Below are 19,435 nucleotides of genomic sequence, written 5' to 3' on the forward strand. Positions count from 1 at the left end.
TCTCGGGTCGGCCGGAGAATTCGGTGTTGATCACGTTGACGCCCAGGTCGACGGTGATCTCGATGACGCGTTTCCAGTTGCGCACCGCGGCCTCACGGGCATCCGGGTCCGGGCTCGACCACCGCAGCACCGGCAACACCGACGCGATCCCGACGCCCGCATCGGCACACGCCTTGCGGAACTTGGCGACCAGATCGTCATCGGCCCGCGGGTGGTTGAAGAACGGGATGAAGTCCCGGTGCGGCGTCAGCTGCAGATACTCATACCCCAACTCCGCCACAAGCTTCGGAAACTCCAACAACTCGTGCGAGTGGTGAAACGGCGTGGGATCCAATGCGATCTTCATGCTCATGCCCCTTCGATCGAGTCGCGTGCAACCATGGACACCTCGACCGGCCGGCCGGACTGCAGGGATTCGACACCCGCCTCGCACACCGCGGCAGCGGCATAACCGTCCCACGCGGTGGGCCCATCGACATTCGCACCGCTACGAACTGCGTTGACCCACCGCTGAATTTCGGTGTCATACGCCCGACCGAACCGCTCCCGGAACCCCGGCGTGATCAGCCCACCCCACGTACCCGGGCCTCGTTCTCCCTCCATGCGGGCTGCACTCTTGCGCACCACACCCACATCCAGGCCGATCATCGCCGAACCGTGTTCGGCAACCACCTCGGTGCGTACCTCGTAGGCGACCCCGGTGTGGACGAACAGCTCGACGTCGACATGCTTGCCGCCGGCAGTCCGCAGGATCGCGATCTGCGGATCGGAAAGCCCTTCGGGGCCCGAGGGATTCGGTGTCGGTTTGATGATCTGGATGGACGCGATCTCCTCGTCGAACAGGAACCGGGTGACGTCGATCTCATGGACCAACGAGTCACGCACCACCATGGCGCTGTCGAAACCGTGTGGTACGGCGGGGTTGCGATGTGCGCAGTGCAACACCAGCGGCTTCCCGAGCTCGCCCTGGTCGAGCATCTCCTTCAGGGCCATGTACTCGTCGTCGAAGCGGCGCATGAACCCGACCTGGATGAGCCGCTTACCCAGCTCGGCTTCGCGCTTGACGACTGCGAGCGCCGATTCGACGTCGGTGGTCAAGGGCTTCTCGCACAGCACCGGCTTGCCGTGATCAAGGCATGCCAGAAGCTGCTTTTCATGCGTGGGCCCCGGGGTGGCCAGGACCACCGCGTCCACGTCGGGAGCGGCGATCGCATCCAGCGGATCACTGATCGCCCGGCAGCCCGGGATATCGGCGGCGACGGCTTCTGCCTTCTCGGTGAGGAAGTCGTTGACGACCACGACGTGCGCACCGGAGATGCGGGACGACAATCGCGCGACGTGATCGGCGCCCATCAGGCCGACGCCCAGGACGGCAACTCGAAGATCGGACATGGAAATTCCTTTCGGCTATGGCGGATTCAGTGAGTAACGGCGGGAATAGGGCCGGTGCCGTGGGCTTCGAAACGCTCTTCGAGCTCTTCGAGGCTGGTGCCCTTGGTCTCCGGCACATAGCGGCGGACGAACCACCACGAAACGAGGTTGATCACCACGAACAGCGCGAACGTGCCGGTCGAGCCGAGCGCGGAGTTCAGCAGCGGGAACAGGAACGAGATGATGGCATTGGTGCACCACAGCACGAAAACCGCGATGCCCATGGCAAATCCGCGAATGCTCAGCGGGAAGATCTCCGAGAGCAGCAGCCACACACAGGTACCGATGAACATCTGGACGAACGCGACGAAGGCGATCATGCCGCCGAGGATCACGTAACTGCGGGTCGTCGACTCCGGCAACAGGAACACCAGCGAAAGTGCTGCCTGCGATGCGGCAACCCCGGCGAATCCGATCAGCAGCATGGTGCGCCTGCCGATGTAACCGAGCAGGACGATTCCGATGACCGTGGTGACCACGGAGGTGACGCCGACGGCGATGGTCGCCACCAGGGCAGCGCTGACACCGAGGCCGCTCTGCTTGAGAATCGTTGGGGCGTAATAGTTGACAGTGTTGATGCCGGTGGCCTGCTGAATGACGGCCAGGCCGCACCCGATGAGAACCACGCGCCGGATCCACGGCACGTCGCGAATCACCGAGAACGGGGTGGCGGTGGTCTTGAGCATGTGTGCGGTGTGATCTTCGATCAGGACATACTCGGCATCGGCCTCGGCCGGGTCGCGGCTCAGCCCGAGCACCGAACGCGCTTCGGCCATACGGCCTTTGAGGCCGTACCACCGCGGCGAGTCGGGCAGCACCAGCATTCCGATGAACAGAGCGACCGCCGGGACGGCGGCTACCGCGAGCATGACGCGCCACACGTGGGGGTCGTGGAACAGGCGATCCAGCAGCGCGTTGGTCGCAAAGGCCAGCATCTGCCCGGTGACGATCATCAGTTCGTTGATGGTGACCATGCGTCCACGACGGTCGGCGGGCGCCATCTCCGCGAGGTAGAGCGGGCAGGTCACGGCCGCGGCGCCGACGCCGAGCCCGAGTACGATGCGAGCGGCAACCATCACCTGAACACCCGGCGCCAGAGCACACCCGATCGCGCCGACGAGAAACAGGCCGGCGCACACCAACAGCGTGCGCTTTCGGCCGACCCGGTCGGCGACCCGGCCGCCGAACAGCGCGCCGAAGGCCGCGCCCGGGAACAGCAGGCAGCTGACGACGGTGGCCTCGCCGAAGGCACTGAGGCCCAGGTCGTCCTTCATGTAGAGCAGGGCACCGGAGATGACGCCGGTGTCGTACCCGAACAGCAGCCCACCGAGGGTGGCGATGACGGTGAGCTTGGTCAGGAATCTGCCATGCGTGGCGGTTCGGACTCCGCCAGATGATCCGGACACTCCAGGCCTCGATTCCTCTTCTGACTAACGCGCGTTAGTAACGCGCGTGAGGTCTACTATGGGCGCATGCCCGAACTGTGTCAACCGTCACTGTCCCGGGGAGCCCGGTGAGCCCGTCGCCGCGCACCGGCCCACGGCGGCCCACCATGGCCGACGTCGCCGAACGCGCGGGAGTGTCGCGAACCCTGGTCTCGTTCATCCTCGACGGCAAGCCGGGTGCGAGTGAGGAAACCCGTCAGCGGGTGCTGGCTGTCGCCGACGAGATCGGTTACCGCCCCGACTCGGCCGCGCGCCTGTTGGCCCAGGGACGCAGCCGCACCATCGGGGTTCTCACCGACGTGCACCAACTGTTCCAGGCCGAGTTGGTGACCAACATCTACCCGGCCGCCGAGAGCTGCGGCTACGACATGCTGCTGTCGGCCAATCTGCACGACCACGCGGAGTCCACGTTCGTCGAATCGCTGCTGAGCCACCGGTGCGGCAGTCTGATCCTGTTGGGCCCCAGATCAAGTCACGACTATCTCAAGCAGCTCGCCGACCGCGCCCCGACCGTGGTGGTCGGCCGTCGACTCGCCCACGTCGACAGCGACGCCATGTTGGCGACGGTCCGCACCAACGATGCCAAGGGCATGCGGCTTGCGGTCGACTATCTGGTCGATCTAGGCCACCGCGATATCCACCACGTCGACGGCGGCGACGATCCCGGTTCCGCCGACCGCCGCCGCGCATACCGCGCCGCGATGCGCAGCCACGGACTCGTCGACCGCATCGCTGTGATCCCGGGTGCCCACAATGAGCAGGCCGGTGCGGCCGCGGCCAGGGCCATGCTCGACGCCGACACTCTGCCCACCGCGGTGCTGGCCGGCAATGACCGCTGCGCGTTGGGTCTGCTCGACGTGTTCACCCGCGCCGGCGTCGACATCCCCGGCGAGCTGTCCCTGATCGGGTACGACGACAGCCATCTGTCGGACAACCCGCGCATCGACCTGACCACCATCCACCAGGATGCGGCCGGTCTCGCCCAACACGCGGTGCGGCTCGCGGTCGCGATGCTCGAGGGCCGCAGCGAAGCCCACGACGTCGTGCTGGAACCCAAGTTGGTAGTGCGCTCCACCACCGCGCGGGCGAAGTAGCCGCCCTCCACCCCCTCGCCGAGACGACGGTTTTTGGCGCGAAAACCGCCAAATTTCGCCATAAACCGTAGTGTCGGCGCACCCGCAGTTGTGATACAGCAGATATTGATAGTGCCCTAACTATTAGGGTACTTTTTAATCATGCCCACACCAACCGCGGTGGAAGTCGATCCCCTTGCCCTCGAGCGGCAGGTCTGTTTCGCCCTGGCCATCAGCAACCGCGCCGTGCAGGCCGTCTATCGGCCTCTGCTGGAGCCGCTGGGCATCACCCACCCGCAGTACTTGGTGATGCTCGCGCTGTGGGACCACCAGCGGTCGGATGCCGCGGGCATGCCTCCGCTGTCGGTCAAGCAGATCGCTGCGGCATTGCAGCTCGAATCGGCGACGCTCTCGCCGATGCTCAAGCGCCTCGAAACGCTGGGCCTGATCACCCGCACCCGCAGCACAGGCGACGAGCGCTCGACCGACATCGGCCTGACCGAGGCCGGCGTCGCCCTGCGCGAGCAGGCCTTGGAGATCCCGCCGGCCGTCGTCGCGCGACTGGGCGTCGACATGGCCGAGCTCGAGGAGCTGCACCGGGTACTCACCCGGATCAACACCGCGGCGTTGGCCGCCAACGCACTCACCGCCGGAACCTAGGAGTCACCATGGCGAATGACCGCCCAAATCCGATCCAGTACCTCACCTACGCGTACGGCAGGCGGCTGCCCGACTCGATGCGCGAGTGGGTGGCCCACGACCTGGCCGACTACGGCGCGGTACGCCGTCACATGGTCCGGATGGCGATCCCGCCGCTACTCGTCCTGGCCCCGCTGTGGCTGTTGCCTGCATCGCTGTACGTCCACATGGAGATGACGGTGCCGATCTATATCTGGGCGCTGTTGATGGCGCTGGCACTGAACAAGGTGTGGCGCCGTCACCGGCTGGCCCAGCACAATCTTGATCCCAACCTCGTCGACGAGATCAAGTACAAGAAGGAAGCCCACATCCACGAGGAGTACATCCGGCGCTTCGGCCCGCGGCCGGAATCGGCCCGGTACCAGGCCAACAGCAGCCCCTTCTGAATCGACGCCAGCAAAAACAGGTACCGCACTACTCGGGCCTCCCGAGCTGCCGAGCCGTGAACATGAATCCATCGTGCGATCTCACCGCCAGGCAGCGTTTCAGGGAGGTTCTGTGGCCATCGATGATTTGGGCTGGCTCGCCCACGTCCTGCGGGCCGAGGGTCTGACGGTGACCGAGATCGACGGCTGGCGGAAACGTGGCCACGGCTATATCGACGACGCGTGGGGCGTGGTGTGCCACCACACCGGGACCGACACCGTCGCCGCTGACCTGGTTGCTGACGGTACCGCCGACCTACCGGGCCCGTTGTCGCACATCCTCGTCGGCCGTGACGGCTCCGCCACTGTCGTTGCTGCGGGCATCGCCCACCACGCCGGGCACGGCTCGTACCCAGATCTGCCTGCCAACAGGGCCAACGCCCACACGATCGGCATCCACGCCGTCAGCGACGGCAGGAAACCCTATCCGCTGGAGCAGTACCTGGCCTACGTCCAGTGCTGCGCGGCGGTCGTCGCCAAGCTCGGGCAACCAGCCTCGCATGTGATCGGACACAAGGAATGGGACCTCACCAAACACGATCCGTCACTGAGCATGGACCAGCTCAGGGCTGATATCGCAGACCGGATTCCCGGCCGCACCCGGTACAGTGATCGGCATGGGTGCCGGTGACGACAGCGCATCCGCACGCGTGGTGCGGGTCGTCGTGTCGTGCGCACCGAGTCTGTTCGCGTCGATCTGGAACCGCGCCCGGCTGGCGCCGCTGAAGAGAATCGCGGGTTAGTTCTTCGTTTGTACGACTAACCCCTGCTAGTTCTCTGAGGCGTCATGAAGCCGTCCCTATACGCCGTTTCGGCGTCGCTGTACCTGACCGAATACACCCTCTACTCCAACTCCTCGTCGACCGTGCTGTTGAATTCGGCGATTTCCGAGTCCTTCGACATACCGTTCGCGCAAGCCGCCTACGTCGGTGTGGCCTTCCTGGCGGGCTTCTGCGTGGCACTGCTGCCGGCCGGGATGACCGTGCACCGATATCCACCGATGCGAGCCTTCCACGTGAGCTCGATGGTGCTCGTCGCGCTCGGCATCGCCGCCAGCCTCAGCCCACAGTTCTGGGTCCTGATCGTCATCCGGTTCCTGCAAGGCGTGGCCTCGGCCGCCTTGGCCCCGCAGATCTTCCGAATCATTCGCAGGCAGTTCTATCCCGATCACCACTCGGCCGTGCTCGGGACCTGGGGTCTGGTGGTCTCGGCCTCGGCGTTGGCCTCACCGCTGATCACCGCGGCACTCAACGATGCGTGGGGCTGGCGCTCGTTCCCGTATGAGACCGTGGCCACGACGATTGCCGCCGTCGCCCTGATGGCGCTGGGGTCCACCGCGGAGACCACCGCCGATGATCAGCCATCGCCGAACCGGTCGCGAGGCACGGCGGCACTCATCGTCGGTCTGGGCGTCGCGCAAGTGGGAATCTTCCTGGCGACACGCGCCGCCAGCACCGTAGTAACCCGAATTGTGCTGTGCACCATGGCGATCGCAGTCGGCATCACGGTCATCGTGATATGCAGGCGAGCGTCGGACACGCCCCGGCCGATCCTGCACCAGAGCTTTCTCATCGTCTTCGTCGCCGGTATGGCGACCAACGTCTTCACGCTCTCGGTGATGTACTTCCTGCAGCAGGTGCGCTCATTCGATTCGTACCGGTCGGCACTGGTCCTGATCCCGATGGCATTCTTCGCGGGCCTGCTGCCGGTGCTGCCGTGGGGACGTCCCGGCAACAGCCGCAAGAACACTCGGCTTGTGGCCTACGGGGCCACTCTGTTGATCGTGACGGCAGTGAGCCTCATCGTGCCTGCCGTCGCGCCGGGTGACGGTGTCATCCCACTGCTCGGTAGTGCCGCGGTGATGGGTTGCGCGATGGGCCTGCTATGGAGCCCGTTGGCCGCCAACGTCCTGACCAACTCAGCGCAGATCCCTTTCGATTCGAGCGTGTACCACTACCTGCGCGCGCTCGGCGCAGCGATCGGGGTGTCGATCGGAGCGACAGCCATCAGCGAAACAGCGGACGGCACAGCACTGTTCAACACCGCCGCCGCGCTGGTCCTGCTCGCCGGGATCGTGGCTTTCGTCGCTGCTCACGCAGCTCGGCGCGCGGCGTCCTCGCAGTTGGCTCCGGTCGGATGAGCGCCGAGATCACGTTCGGCTGGCCCACCGCACAACTCACCCGCGATCCTCGGCTCGCCTACAACACCATGTCGAAAACATACGCCCGCATGGCCTTCGACAGCCTCGTCGATGTCGACCCGACCACCGGGGAGTTGATGCCATGGCTGGCGACGTCGTGGCGGCAGATCGATCCGCTCACCGTCGAGTTCGCGATCCGCCCGGGTGTCCAGTTCACCGACGGGACACCACTTTCCGCTACCGAGGTCCGCCAGAGCTTCCTGGACGTCCTCGCGCTGCAGCACTCGCAGCCACCGCCTGCCGCGGTGGCGGCCCTGGCCGGGCTCAAGGACATCCGGGCCACCGACACCACGGTGACCTTCCATTTCGCGCGGCACAACGCAGCATTCCTGCGGTCACTCGCCGGGGTGGGCCTCGCGATCAGCAAAGCCGCAGGCGACACGCGGGTGGGCACGGGGTGGCGACCTGCCGACACGTCCGGGGTGCCCGCGAGATTGAGCGACGGATCTCGCCGGCTCGTCTTCGTGCAGACCGATCACCCGGATACCGACCTCTACGCCGGCGACGCCCCCGGGTACCGGACCATCGAGTGCCACAACGCCGGCATCACATACGGTCTGTGCCCCAACGCATCCCGCGGACCGCTGACCGATCCGAGGATCAGGCGGGCGCTGTCCCTACTGATCGACCACAGCCGGCTACAACCGATCCTGGCGAAAGTCGGCTACCCCACCGCGACCTCGGTCCTCGCTCCCACCACGCTTTATCACCGGGATCTCAGCTCCGAGCTCACCTACGCTCCCGCTCGGGCCCGTCGCCTGCTGCACGCTGCCGGGGCGACACCCAATCTCACCTTCGAGGTGCTGTTCAACAGCACCTTTTCCCCGATCGACGCCGAACTGCTCACCGCGGTCGCCGACCAGTGGTCGCAGCACGGGATCCGGCTGACGCTCGCCGATGTCGATTTCGGCGAGTTGCGGCACCGCCAGCAGTCCGGCGACTACGACTTCCGGTTCTTCTACTACACCGGTGAAGATCCCGACGTGCTGCGCTACCAGTTCGCCTTCTCGCAGCGAAACATGAACCGCCGCTTGCAATCCGACGATCTCGATGAGCTCCTCGACGCCCAGCTGAGCTGTGACGATCCCAACGCCCGCCGCAGCATGGTGCACAGCATCCAGGAACTCATCGTCGGCCGCGGCCTCTGGTATCCGCTCGCCGACGTGCGCGCCGTCGCCGGCTACCACCCGGACGTCGTCACCGCGGCATGGCTCGACACCGAAGGGCTCGTTCGGCTCGGGCCTGCCCAGGCAACACGAAAGGCGTACACGCGATGACCGTCGACATTCCCATCGCCATCGTCGGGGCCGGCCTCGGCGGGCTGGCGGCCGCGGTGGCCCTGCAACACCACGGACACCGCCCGGTGGTGTTCGACAAGACCAGAGAACTCGGCGAGGTCGGTGGCCCCCTCGGCATATCACCGCAGACCCTGCGGCTGTTCCAACGCTGGGGCGTTCTCGACGAGTTCGAGCAGATATCCTCGGCTACACCGTACTTCGAGGACCGCGATCAACACGGACTGCTGCTGAAGGTAACCGATTATGCGGCCGCGCCCGAGGCCGGCGCCGACCACGGCCGGTTCGGCTACGCCGACACCGAGATGGCGCCACGCACCGTGCACCGCGCCGACCTACACGCGCTGCTGGTGTCGACGGTGGGAACGACCGATATCCGACTCAACCACCGCCTCGCCGACATAGTCGAGCACGACGATCACGTCGAGTTGATCTTCACAGACGGAGCGACTGCCCGGGCGGGGCTGGTCATCGGCGCGGACGGACTGCGCTCAACGGTACGAAAACTGTTCAGCCAGGCCGATATGCACTACTGCGGGTCGGTGATCTTCCGAGCCGTCAGTCCGGCGGCGTGCCTGCACGACCTGGGACCCAACGACCGACTGCGGGCCTGGCACTCTGCGGACCGGGCCAAGCACATGATCACCATGCCGGTGCGGGCCGGGCGGCAGGTGGCGGTGGACGCGACCCTCGGGGTCGACGAACCGCCGGCGCACCTCTGGTCGGCGCGTGCCGATACCGAAGCGCTGGCCCGGCAGTTCGACGAGTTCGACCCCGTGGTGCCGCGGATGATCCGGGCCGCGACCAGTCCGGTGTTCATGCACCCGGTCTACGACCGCGACCCGATCGAGCGGTGGACCACACGACGGATCGCGCTGCTCGGCGACGCCGCGCACCCGATGACGCCGTTCGGTGGGCAGGGCGCCAATCAGGCGATCCAAGATGCCGGAGAGTTGGCCACCCAACTCGACGGGGTGCGCGCCGGATCCTATGCCGAGGCCCTGCAGCGGTATCAACGCGTGAGAACCGAGCAGACCGCCGAAATCCAGCGCGCTGCACGCGGTTATGCCGACCGTCGGGCCAGGATTGTGACCCGGCTCGCCGACATCGTCGGCGGCTGAGTCACGAGATCTTCAGCAGCCGGCCCAGTTCAGTGCGGTCACTGTCGTCCAGCGGGAGCAGCGGCAACCTGGGTACCCCGACGCCCTGGCCGAGCAGGTCGAGGCCACCTTTGATGGTGGTGGGCAAGCCGCCGGCCACGATGAATTCCAGCAGTGGCTTGAATTCGGTGTAGATGGCCTCGGCCTTCGTCCAGTCCCCCGCCTGTGCGGCCGCGTACAGGTCCAGACACGGCTGCGGCAGCAGGTTGGGCGCTGCCGTGCACCATCCCTTGGCCCCCGCCTTGAAAGCCTTGAGGATCATCGGATTACTGCCGTTGTAGAACGGCAGTTGCCCGTCGGTGAGCTCGGTCATGCGTTCCATGCGGGTGATGTCGCCCGTGGATTCCTTCACCATCGTGACGTTGTCGATCTCGTTGAACATCCGCACGAGAAGTTCAGGGCTCATGTCGATGCCACTGGTCGCGGGGTTGTTGTACACCATGATCGGGATGTCGATCGCTGCCCCGACAGATGCGTAGTGCTGGGCGATCTCGCGTTCGGAGAGCTTCCAGTAGGAGATGGGCAGGATCATCACCGCGTCGGCCCCGGCACGCTGCGCATACTGAGCGCGGCGGATGGTGTTGGCGGTGGTGAGGTCGGAGGCGCCGATGATGACGGGCACCCGGCCGTTGACCACGTCGGTGGTGATGTCGATGACGGCGTCGTACTCGGGTTCGCTCAGGTACGCAGACTCGCCTGTGCTGCCGAGCGGGACGATGCCGTGCGCCCCGGTGTCGACCAACCGATCGACGAGCGCGGCGAGTTTACCGGTGTCGACCTCGTCGTCCGCGGTGAAAGGCGTGACCGGGTACGCGAGAATTCCGTGAATATCGTTGTCTTTGGCCATGTTCAGATTCCTCAGTGGTTGTCGGGCTGATCGCCGGTCAGGGCGTCGGGGTGACGCACCAGGGCGCGTCGGGCGTAGTAGGCGAAGTTGGCCTGGCTGCGCTTGGGGCGCAAGGTCCAGTCGTGGGCTTCGCGGGCCAGGCGCGGGGGCAGTTCGGCGATGGCGCCCGCTGCCATGGCGGCCAGTTGCAGTTTCGCGGCGCGTTCGATCAGCATCGCCAGCGAGCACGCTTCTTCGACGCTGGCGCCTGCGACGACATGGCCGTGGTGTGCGAGCAGGATGGCCTTCTTGTCTCCCAGTGCGGCACTGATGATCTCGCCTTCTTCATTGCCCACCGGGACGCCGGGCCAGTCGGGCAGGAACGCGCAGTCGTCGTACAGCGGTGCCATGTCCATCTGTGAAACCTGCAGGGGCACTTCGAGCATGGACAGCGCAGCCACGTGGAACGGATGAGTGTGCACGATGCACTGCACGTCCGGGCGGGCCCGGTAGATCCATGAGTGGAACCGGTTGGCGGGGTTGGCCATACCCTGCCCATCCAGGACGTTGAGATCCTCGTCGACGAGCAGCATGTTGGCATCGGTGATCTCGTCGAACCCGAGCCCGAGCTGCTGGGTATAGTACGTTCCGGGCTTCTCGGCGCGCGCGGTGATCTGACCGGCCAGGCCCGAGTCATGACCTGCGTCGAACAACGCCCGGCAGGTCAATGCCAGTTTCTGGCGGGTGGTGAGCGGCGAGTCCTGCACGTGGCTGGACAGCGCATCCAGCGCGCGTTGCATCAACACCTGTTTGGAGTCACCAAGGGTGGTGGCAGTCATGTCAAACGCCTTTCCGGGACCGTGCGAAGCGACACAAGAGCGACGATAGGACACTTTGTGTCCTATCGTCAATAGTGTGTTTCCGCGGCCCCCGGCGGTCGTCAGCCCGGTCGCGAGCGGCCGAAGTCGGCCTGCGCGACCACCAGCACTTCGCTACGCGCCGAGCCCCGCTGGCGCAACTGGTGCGGCTGCGCGGCGTCGAAGTACGCACAGTCGCCGGTGTCCAGCGGGATGATCTCGTCGGCATAACGCAGCTCGACCGAACCCGCGTGGACGAAGACCATCTCCTGCCCGACATGGGCCGGGTGCGGATGCTCGCTGAACTCCCGTGTGGGATGAACAATGAAGGGCGACATCGCCTTTCCCAGCATGCCCGCGGCAACCGCGTGGTAGCGGCCTGCCGGGCGGTCCCCGGCCCGGTCCACGGACAGCGTCGTCACCTCGGGATCTTCGGAGAACAACTGTGCGACATCGACGTCGAGGACACGGGCCACCTTCATCGCCACCGCGATCGAGGGCGTGGAGCGCTGCCGTTCGATCTTCGACAGGTAACTCTTGGTCAACCCGGTCGCCTCGGCAAGTTCCTCAAGCGTCATTCCCCGTTGCTGACGCACTGAGCGCAGCAGAGCACTCATCGCACCTCCCGCATTCCTGTCGACGCCAGCCGAGTTTACCTACCCGCCGATCGGACACCAGGTGTCATGACAACACCCTGGCCTCGACTACGGGATGTCAAGGGTCCGAAGTCTCCGTGGCCCGTCCAGGCTTGGCTGCATGGAATTGGCACAACACACGGCCCTCGTCACCGGCGGAACCGCGGGAATCGGGCTGGCCTCGGCCCGTCTGCTGGCCCGCGCGGGCGCGTCGGTGGTGATCACGGGACGTGACCCGGTCCGCGGGGCGGCTGCCGCCAACAGCATCGGGGCGGGAACGCGGTTCATCCGGGCCGACATGGCTGACATCGATTCGGTGAACGACCTTGTGCGGCACTTCGACAAGGTGGATATCGTGGTTAACAACGCAGCGAACTTCCCTGCCGCGTTGACCGTCGACCAGAAGGTCACAACCTTCGAAAAGACCTTCCACACCAATGTCCGCGGCGCGTATTTCCTGGCAGCCGGACTGGTACCCGGCATGCTCGAACGAGGCAGTGGCAGCGTCGTCAACGTGACCACCATGGTCGCGATGAAAGGGGTCCCCGGCGCATCGGCCTATAGCGCGTCGAAGGCGGCATTGGAATCCCTGACCCGCACCTGGGCCGCCGAGTTCGGTCCGTACGGTGTCCGGGTCAACAGTGTCGCTCCCGGGCCTACCAAAACCGAAGGCGTCGAAGCGGAATGGGGCGACACCAACGAGGAACTCGGCCGCTCGCTGCCGCTGGGACGCACCGCAAGCCCCGAAGAGATCGCCGAGGCAGTGCTGTTCCTGGCATCGCCGCGGTCCAGTTTCATCACCGGCTCCACGCTGCATGCCGACGGCGGCGGAACCGCCATCTGACGATCGGGGGAACGAAGCTATGTCGAACATACTGCTGCAGACGACAATTCCGGCGACTCACGATGATTGGGACGTCAGCCGCTTTTCCTTGCTCGCCGCCGAACTACGCGCCGCGGGCCACGACGTGACGGCTCGCAACCGGGCCTGCGACGACGATGACCCGGTTCTGCGGCACCTCGACGAAGGTGAGTTCGACCAACTCTGGTTACTGGCGGTCGACGTGGGCGACGGGCTCACCGAGACCGAATGCGCCGCGATCGGCCGGTTTCGTGCTCGGGGCGGCGGGGTGCTCACCGCGCGCGACCATCAGCAGCTGGGCAGCTGTCTGCGACAACTCGGTTCCCTGGGCACGGTCAATCAGTTCCACGACGAGGCCGTCGACCCCGCCACGATGTGCGACGACCAGGACAATCCCGACATCTCCTGGCCCAATTACCATTCCGGCGCCAATGGCGACTACCAGCCGGTATTCGTCGACGGATCGGGGCATGAGCTGCTACGGACGACGCGGACGGCGAGCGGCCGGATCGAGTGGTTCCCCGCCCATCCGCACGAGGGTCTGGTGGCGCTCGCCGGCCCCCACAGCCAGGTGCTTGCTCAGGGCCGCAGCACGTCCACCGGTCGGCGCTTCAACTTGGCTGTCCTGATTGACGGCGAGCGGGCCCCGGACGGCAGGCCCCTCGGACGAGCCTTGGCGGTGTCGACGTTTCACCACTTCGCCGACTACAACTGGGATATTGACTGCGGTGCGCCCACTTTCGTCACCGAAGCCCCCGGGGACCAGATCAAGTCCGATCCGGCTCGGCTCGACATCTTCAAGGACTACGTCCGCAACATCGCCGTGTGGCTGACACCGGCACCCCGGTAATCGGCTCTCATCTCGGTTCCTCAGCCAGCTTCTCCAGCAGCGGCGTCAGTCTGAAGTCGACGAGCTTGCGCATGACGAGCGACGTGGTGGTCTGCTCGACGCCGTCGATGTCGAGTATCCGGCCGGCGACCCGGTAGAGGTCGTCGGCCTCGCGGGCGACCACATGGATCAGTAGATCGGTTGCGCCTGCGAGCCCCTGCACTTCCACGACTTCGGGAACCTGCTCAAGCTCCCGGGCGATGGCAGCGAGCTTGTGCTGCGTGACGCGGGTCAGGATGAACGCGGTCAACGGGTAGCCCAGGGTGGCGGGGTCGATGCGCCGTTCGAACGAACGGAGGACGCCGAGCCGTTCCAATTTGTTGATGCGAGCCTGGACGGTGTTTCGCGAGAGCCGCGTCCTGTCGGCCAACGCGATCACGGTGGCCCGAGGATCGTCGTTGAGTGCGTTGAGGATCCGAGCATCCAGGGCGTCGATTCTGGTTTCCGTGGTCAAAATGACAACCTCCAACCGTCTGGCCGATCACCCATCTCAGCAAAATGCTCAGTAGACTGGCGCGGACTTGTCCAAAGTGTAGTTGGATGGTCGACTTGATAGCGAGTTCTGCACCCCTCGGAGCTCCTACGGCCGTTTCGGGGCCGGACGATCTGGAACTCCTACGCAAGGAAGCCACTGATGGACCGCACGCAATCAGTCGATATACGGGGCATCGCCCCGTCAGCAGATGCTGCTCTCCGTGAAGTCGAGGACCGCGTTCTCTGGCTGTCGACGTCGATCATCCACCACGCCAACCGTGTTCGCCCCAACTCCACGGGCCTGAAAGTCGGTGGCCATCAGGCCTCGTGTGCGTCCATGACGTCGATCATGACCTCGCTGTGGTTCGATCAGCTTCAACCAGGCGATCGGGTGTCGGTGAAGCCGCATGCCTCGCCCGTGCTGCACAGCATCAACTATCTGCTGGGTGAACTCGATCAAAAGTACCTGACCACTTTGCGTGAGTTCGGCGGTCTTCAGTCGTATCCGAGCCGATCGAAAGACCCTGATCCCGTTGACTATTCGACCGGGTCGGTAGGGATAGGGGCGACTGCCCCGATATGGGGCACGATCGCCCGCCGCTACGTCGACACACAGATCGGCGCGGCAGGCAAAGGTCGCCAGTACTCGCTGGTGGGCGACGCCGAGCTCGATGAGGGGGCGGTGTGGGAAGCCATTTTGGACACCTCCGTGGCCGAACTCGGGGAGATCGTCTGGATCGTCGACCTCAACCGCCAATCGCTCGACCGCGTGGTGCCGAACATCGCCGCCGGACGGTTGGAGGCGATGTTCTCGGCGGCTGGATGGCAAGTGATCAATGTGAAGTTCGGTGCCCAGCTTGAGTCATTGTTCGAACACCGCGGTGGTGCGGCGCTGCGCACCCGTATCCTCGAGATGCCCAACCCCGAGTACCAGCGTCTGCTGCGCTGCACAGCGGAAGAACTGCGGGAGCGGCTGCCCGGCAACGGAATAGGCGCCGACGAGATCTCGGCGCTGATCCGTGACCTGGACGCGAGCGCACTGCTGTCCGCGATCCGCAATCTGGGCGGTCACGATCTCGGCGCTCTGCGCGCGGCCTACGCCCAGATCGATGACACCCGTCCGACGGTGATCATCGCCTACACCATCAAAGGACACCGGCTGCCCACCCAGGGCCATCCGCAGAACCATTCATCACTGCTCACCATCGAGCAGTACGAACAGTTCGCCGCCGAACTCGGCATGGACCCAACCAACCCGTGGCCGCGGTTCGAGATCGACAGCGCAGCCGGGGAACTGTGCGCCCAGACTGCCCAGCGCCTGCGGCGGGAGCCGGTGACACTGTCAACTCCTCCTGCCGTTCCTGTCGACACCGGCCGCACCCCCTCAGGCACGTCGTCCACCCAGGCAGCCCTGGGCCGAGTCTTGCTCGACCTGAGCCGTCAAGCTCCTGACGCGGCCAAGCGTGTGGTGACCGTGAGCCCCGACGTCAGCTCGACGACCAACTTGGCCGGTTGGCTCAACAAGGTCGGAGTGTGGTCGCCCAATGAGCGCCGGAACTGGTTCGACGACGACCCCGAGACGATCATGCACTGGCGGGAGAGACCGACCGGACAGCACATGGAACTCGGTATCGCCGAGACCAACCTCGTGGGCCTGATCGGAGAGCTCGGCGCGACGTGGAGCCGTTGGGGCGAACCCCTGTTTCCGATCGGCGTGCTCTACGACCCGTTCGTGGAACGCGCTTTGGAGCCGTGGTCCTACGGCATTTACGCAGGGGGACAGTCGATTCTGGTCGGAACCCCCTCCGGCGTGTCACTCGCTGCCGAAGGCGGCGCACATCAGTCCATCAAGACACCGTCAATCGGCCTTGAGCAACCCGGCTGCATCAGCTATGAGCCGGCATTCGCCATCGATGTCGAGTGGACGCTGTTGTCGTGCATCGGCAGGCTGGGTCGCCCGGATGGCTCGTCGTCGTATCTGCGGCTGTCCACGCGACCGGTGGACCAGACATTGGCATCGGTTCCCAGCGACCCTGCCGCTCGGGAACGCCGGAGAAGACAAGTCACGGCCGGTGCGTACCTACTGCGGCGGGCCAGTGGCATACCGCAGGTCACTCTGGTCGGAATGGGCGCGATGATCACCGAGTCCCTGCACGCCGCTGATCGGCTTGCCGAGCAGAGCATCGACGCCGACGTCATCTGCGTGACGAGCCCAGGCCTGCTGTTCGACGCATTACGAGCTCGCCGAGGGCTTTCCGAGGGCCCATCGTGGATCCTCGATCAGGTCTTCCCGGCCGGCCGAGCGGCCCCTATGGTCACTGTGCTCGACGGACACCCGCATACGTTGGCCTTCCTCACCGGTGTCAACAACGTGGCGGGAGCGGCTCTCGGGGTGAGTCGCTTTGGGCAGGTCGGTTCGCTCGACGATGTCTACCGGTATCACGGCATCGACACCGACAGCATTGTCAGCGCAGCACTCGACCTGGCTGAGCGGGGCACGAAATGACGACCGCCACAAGCATTACCAACGTGGAACTGCCGTCGCTTGGCGAGGCGGTCACCGAGGCCACCATCACCCGATGGCTCAAGGCAGTAGGCGATGAAGTCGAACATGGCGAACCCCTGCTCGAGGTCGCCACCGACAAGGTCGATACCGAGGTCTGCTCGCCCGCAACCGGCATCGTGGCCCAGATCATCGAGCCGGAGGACGCCGTGGTCGAGGTCGGCACGGTGATCGCCGTGATCAGCGCGGCCGGCACAGCACCCGCCGAGGACCAGGCTGATGAGCCACAGCGCGTTGCCGAGGCCGCAGAACCGGAACCGGCCCCGGCGCCTCAGCCTGTCGAAAACCCAACGGAGCGAGTCGAAAAACTGCCGAGGATCCGGCGTACCATCGCGCAACGGATGCTGGCGTCGCTGCAGACATCGGCGCAGTTGACGACGGTGGTCGAAGTCGACCTGACCAATGTCGCGCTGGTGCGCAAGCGCAATAAAGCCGAATTCGAGGCACGGACCGGTCAGAAGTTGTCCTATCTGCCGTTTGTCGTCGGTGCCGCCGTGGAAGGCCTTGCGGCGCACCCGGTGATCAACTCTTCACTGAATGCTGACTGCACCGAGGTCACCTATCACGGTGCCGTGCATCTGGGTGTTGCCGTGGACAGCGACAAGGGTCTGATGGTGCCGGTGATCCGCAACGCCGAGGCAATGACGTTGGCCGGCTTGGCAGAAGCGATCGCGGCATCGGCCCTGGCGGTGCGCTCGGGGACGGTACGGCCTGACGATCTGTCAGGAGGAACTTTCACGATCACCAACACCGGCAGCCGCGGCGCACTGTTCGACACCCCGATCATCAACCTGCCCCAGTCGGCCATCCTGGGTGTCGGAGCGGTGGTCGAACGACTCGTTCCCGGACGCGACGAGCTCGGTAACCTCCTGGTGAAGACAAGTTCGATGGCCTACCTGTCGTTGTCCTACGACCATCGGATCATCGACGGCGCCGACGCTGCACGCTATCTCGGCACCGTGCGCAAGCGGTTGGAGCGCGGCTTCGACGAGTCGGACCTGAGATGATCAGCGAGCCCCCAACGTCAAGGCCACCTGTGCCACGACCGATGAACTTCAGCTCGCGTCCGCATACCGAAGACAGTCGTATGGTCTCGTTCGTGGCTCGGTGGGGACCGTTCGAGCACGGCGACGAGTACATCTTGCCGGAGTTCGGCATAGCACCGTGGACGTTCTATCGTCGCGTGCTGGCGCTCGTCCGGGAAGTACCACCGCCGGCGATGCGCGAATCTGAGCGAGAACGCGTGATCGGGCTCTGCTTGGCGAAACTCGCCGCCCTCAGCGCTTCTGAGAACCCGCGGACTCATTTGGCTGGTGACCCGCCGAACTCTTGACAACGGAGACCGCATGTCCCCTGGCACGAGAGCCGCATACGTGCTGAACACCATCGACCGTACGGGAAAGGTGCTCGACCTCTTCACGGCTGAGACACCCGAGTGGGGCGTGACAGCGGTCGCCGCGAGGCTGCAACTGCCGAAGTCGACAACCTTCGACATCATGGCCAGTCTCGCAGCGATAGGTCTGCTGCAGCAGACGTCAGGCGACCGCTATCGACTCGGCTGGCGCGTTCTACTCATCAGTCGTCGGCTCATGAATTCCAGTTGTTTCAACGCCTATACGAATCACCGTGTGGCGGCTCTCGCCCACCAGCTCTCAGCCGTGGTCACGGTCGGCGCCTGGGACGGCCAGGGTGTCGTCTGCATCGCCAATGTTTCAGCGGATCGGACAGATCCAATTGCCACTGACGGAGTTCACATCTCGGGTCATACCTCTGCACTCGGGAAACTGCTCATGGCGCAGCTGCCGTGGCCTGCGGTGCAAGAATTGATCGAGCGAAACGGATTGCCAAGATTCACGGAGAAGTCGGTCGCAGACGTGGACCTCCTTCGTGCGCAGCTCATCTCCGCGAGGCGCGACGATCTCGCGATGGAGCACGGCGAGACCTTCCCGGGCCAGTCATGCATTGCCGTAGGCATCCATCAACGCGACCGCCGGGCGATTGCGGCGTTATCGATCAGCGCACCAACGGAACGACTGCGCAACCGCAGAGAAGAGTACGTCCGCATCGCCCGGCGGACGGCGCGTAGCCTCGTTCAGAACGAGGTTCCGTCGCACCGAAACCCGCAGGGACCACTGGACGATCCCGGCGTGCTCGGGTAAGCCGCATCTGGCCTCGACTGAACGAGATGCGGCCACCCGCACGGAACAGCCTGTCAGCAAGGCATGGTGGCCCTCGCGGCACACGGTTTAGCGGTGTGGGTCGGCCGAGCAAATGGGGTTGCCAGCTCGCTCGGTGCCATTGACCACGTCACCGTCGCCAACGGCGGATCATCGTTACGCGCGACGCTGATACCGGCGACGTCACTTCCATCGATCAAAGACATCGCACCCATCGCTATGGCTGCTGCCGCGCCGATCACCGCTGACAGCACCTTGGCGCTTCCGAGGATGCGTCGAATAGTGTTGGCTCCCATTGTGTTCTCCCATCGAATGTGACGGCCGGAAAGGCCGTCGTCAGTGACGGGTGCCACATTGCCGGTGAAACATGATGTGCGTCACCAGTTGTCCGACTATTTCGGATCCGTTTCATCTCCGCGGTCAC

General features: G+C 65.1%; 20 protein-coding genes. 13 read left to right on the top strand and 7 right to left on the bottom strand.

Annotated features, from left to right (window positions below; all coding sequences use genetic code 11):
- The 3 genes from A5784_RS00080 to A5784_RS00090 form a co-directional block, all read right to left on the bottom strand.
- Positions 1 to 346, bottom strand: a 346-nt coding sequence (locus A5784_RS00080; protein WP_156750295.1) for a sugar phosphate isomerase/epimerase family protein, incomplete at its 3' end; no start/stop codon positions are given.
- Between the two features lie 2 nt (positions 347 to 348).
- Positions 349 to 1,392, bottom strand: a complete 1,044-nt coding sequence (locus A5784_RS00085; protein ID WP_064941101.1) for a Gfo/Idh/MocA family protein — start codon at positions 1,390 to 1,392, stop codon at positions 349 to 351.
- Between the two features lie 26 nt (positions 1,393 to 1,418).
- The gene (locus A5784_RS00090) at positions 1,419 to 2,837 is read right to left on the bottom strand and encodes a sugar porter family MFS transporter (protein WP_064941103.1); all 1,419 of its coding nucleotides are present in this window, start codon (positions 2,835 to 2,837) and stop codon (positions 1,419 to 1,421) included.
- A 146-nt stretch (positions 2,838 to 2,983) separates the two neighbouring features.
- On the opposite strand from A5784_RS00090, the gene A5784_RS00095 reads away from it, so the two are divergent.
- The 8 genes from A5784_RS00095 to A5784_RS00125 all read left to right on the top strand — a co-directional run bounded on the left by A5784_RS00095 (position 2,984) and on the right by A5784_RS00125 (position 9,689).
- A complete protein-coding gene (locus A5784_RS00095) occupies positions 2,984 to 3,970 on the top strand; it encodes a LacI family DNA-binding transcriptional regulator (RefSeq protein WP_082944558.1) in 987 nt (328 codons plus the stop codon).
- A 141-nt stretch (positions 3,971 to 4,111) separates the two neighbouring features.
- Complete coding sequence (locus A5784_RS00100; protein WP_064941107.1) at positions 4,112 to 4,609, top strand: MarR family winged helix-turn-helix transcriptional regulator; 498 nt, start codon at positions 4,112 to 4,114, stop codon at positions 4,607 to 4,609.
- An 8-nt stretch (positions 4,610 to 4,617) separates the two neighbouring features.
- Positions 4,618 to 5,034, top strand: a complete 417-nt coding sequence (locus tag A5784_RS00105) for a DUF5313 domain-containing protein (RefSeq protein ID WP_064941109.1) — start codon at positions 4,618 to 4,620, stop codon at positions 5,032 to 5,034.
- 112 nt (positions 5,035 to 5,146) lie between these two features.
- A complete protein-coding gene (locus A5784_RS00110) occupies positions 5,147 to 5,704 on the top strand; it encodes a peptidoglycan recognition protein family protein (RefSeq protein ID WP_232005878.1) in 558 nt (185 codons plus the stop codon).
- Positions 5,691 to 5,816 (top strand): hypothetical protein, encoded by a 126-nt coding sequence (locus A5784_RS39550; protein ID WP_264028955.1) that lies wholly within the window; start codon positions 5,691 to 5,693, stop codon positions 5,814 to 5,816. The genes A5784_RS00110 and A5784_RS39550 overlap by 14 nt, the downstream gene beginning before the upstream one ends.
- Before the next feature lie 44 nt (positions 5,817 to 5,860).
- A complete protein-coding gene (locus tag A5784_RS00115; RefSeq protein ID WP_064941115.1) occupies positions 5,861 to 7,213 on the top strand; it encodes an MFS transporter in 1,353 nt (450 codons plus the stop codon).
- Positions 7,210 to 8,550 carry an ABC transporter substrate-binding protein gene (locus A5784_RS00120; protein WP_064941117.1) on the top strand — a complete coding sequence of 447 codons (1,341 nt, stop codon included), beginning with the start codon at positions 7,210 to 7,212 and terminating at the stop codon, positions 8,548 to 8,550. The genes A5784_RS00115 and A5784_RS00120 overlap by 4 nt, the downstream gene beginning before the upstream one ends.
- The gene (locus A5784_RS00125; protein WP_064941119.1) at positions 8,547 to 9,689 is read left to right on the top strand and encodes an FAD-dependent monooxygenase; all 1,143 of its coding nucleotides are present in this window, start codon (positions 8,547 to 8,549) and stop codon (positions 9,687 to 9,689) included. Before A5784_RS00120 ends, A5784_RS00125 begins: the two co-directional genes overlap by 4 nt.
- A gap of 1 nt (position 9,690) precedes the next feature.
- On the opposite strand, the gene A5784_RS00130 is transcribed toward A5784_RS00125, so the two are convergent.
- From A5784_RS00130 to A5784_RS00140, 3 genes are all read right to left on the bottom strand, one after another.
- Complete coding sequence (locus tag A5784_RS00130; RefSeq protein ID WP_064941121.1) at positions 9,691 to 10,575, bottom strand: dihydrodipicolinate synthase family protein; 885 nt, start codon at positions 10,573 to 10,575, stop codon at positions 9,691 to 9,693.
- An 11-nt stretch (positions 10,576 to 10,586) separates the two neighbouring features.
- On the bottom strand, positions 10,587 to 11,393 hold the full coding sequence (locus tag A5784_RS00135) for an aldolase (protein ID WP_082944561.1): 807 nt from the start codon (positions 11,391 to 11,393) through the stop codon (positions 10,587 to 10,589).
- 101 nt (positions 11,394 to 11,494) lie between these two features.
- Positions 11,495 to 12,028 carry a helix-turn-helix domain-containing protein gene (locus A5784_RS00140; RefSeq protein WP_064941123.1) on the bottom strand — a complete coding sequence of 178 codons (534 nt, stop codon included), beginning with the start codon at positions 12,026 to 12,028 and terminating at the stop codon, positions 11,495 to 11,497.
- A 139-nt stretch (positions 12,029 to 12,167) separates the two neighbouring features.
- On the opposite strand from A5784_RS00140, the gene A5784_RS00145 reads away from it, so the two are divergent.
- On the top strand, positions 12,168 to 12,890 hold the full coding sequence (locus A5784_RS00145; RefSeq protein ID WP_064941125.1) for an SDR family NAD(P)-dependent oxidoreductase: 723 nt from the start codon (positions 12,168 to 12,170) through the stop codon (positions 12,888 to 12,890).
- Between the two features lie 19 nt (positions 12,891 to 12,909).
- Positions 12,910 to 13,758: a hypothetical protein gene (locus A5784_RS00150; protein ID WP_064941127.1), complete on the top strand. Its 849-nt coding sequence runs from the start codon at positions 12,910 to 12,912 to the stop codon at positions 13,756 to 13,758.
- A gap of 7 nt (positions 13,759 to 13,765) precedes the next feature.
- Here A5784_RS00150 and A5784_RS00155 read toward each other — a convergent pair whose 3' ends face one another.
- Positions 13,766 to 14,251 carry an Lrp/AsnC family transcriptional regulator gene (locus A5784_RS00155; RefSeq protein WP_442931315.1) on the bottom strand — a complete coding sequence of 162 codons (486 nt, stop codon included), beginning with the start codon at positions 14,249 to 14,251 and terminating at the stop codon, positions 13,766 to 13,768.
- A 180-nt stretch (positions 14,252 to 14,431) separates the two neighbouring features.
- Between A5784_RS00155 and A5784_RS00160 the strand changes: the two genes are divergently transcribed.
- From A5784_RS00160 to A5784_RS00175, 3 genes are all read left to right on the top strand, one after another.
- Positions 14,432 to 16,777: a thiamine pyrophosphate-binding protein gene (locus A5784_RS00160; protein WP_064941130.1), complete on the top strand. Its 2,346-nt coding sequence runs from the start codon at positions 14,432 to 14,434 to the stop codon at positions 16,775 to 16,777.
- Complete coding sequence (locus tag A5784_RS00165; RefSeq protein ID WP_064941131.1) at positions 16,774 to 17,841, top strand: 2-oxo acid dehydrogenase subunit E2; 1,068 nt, start codon at positions 16,774 to 16,776, stop codon at positions 17,839 to 17,841. Before A5784_RS00160 ends, A5784_RS00165 begins: the two co-directional genes overlap by 4 nt.
- A 339-nt stretch (positions 17,842 to 18,180) precedes the next feature.
- On the top strand, positions 18,181 to 18,993 hold the full coding sequence (locus tag A5784_RS00175) for an IclR family transcriptional regulator (RefSeq protein ID WP_082944563.1): 813 nt from the start codon (positions 18,181 to 18,183) through the stop codon (positions 18,991 to 18,993).
- Positions 18,994 to 19,435: the final 442 nt, after the last annotated feature.

The organism is Mycobacterium sp. 852013-50091_SCH5140682, assembly GCF_001665685.1.
Lineage (GTDB): Bacteria > Actinomycetota > Actinomycetes > Mycobacteriales > Mycobacteriaceae > Mycobacterium.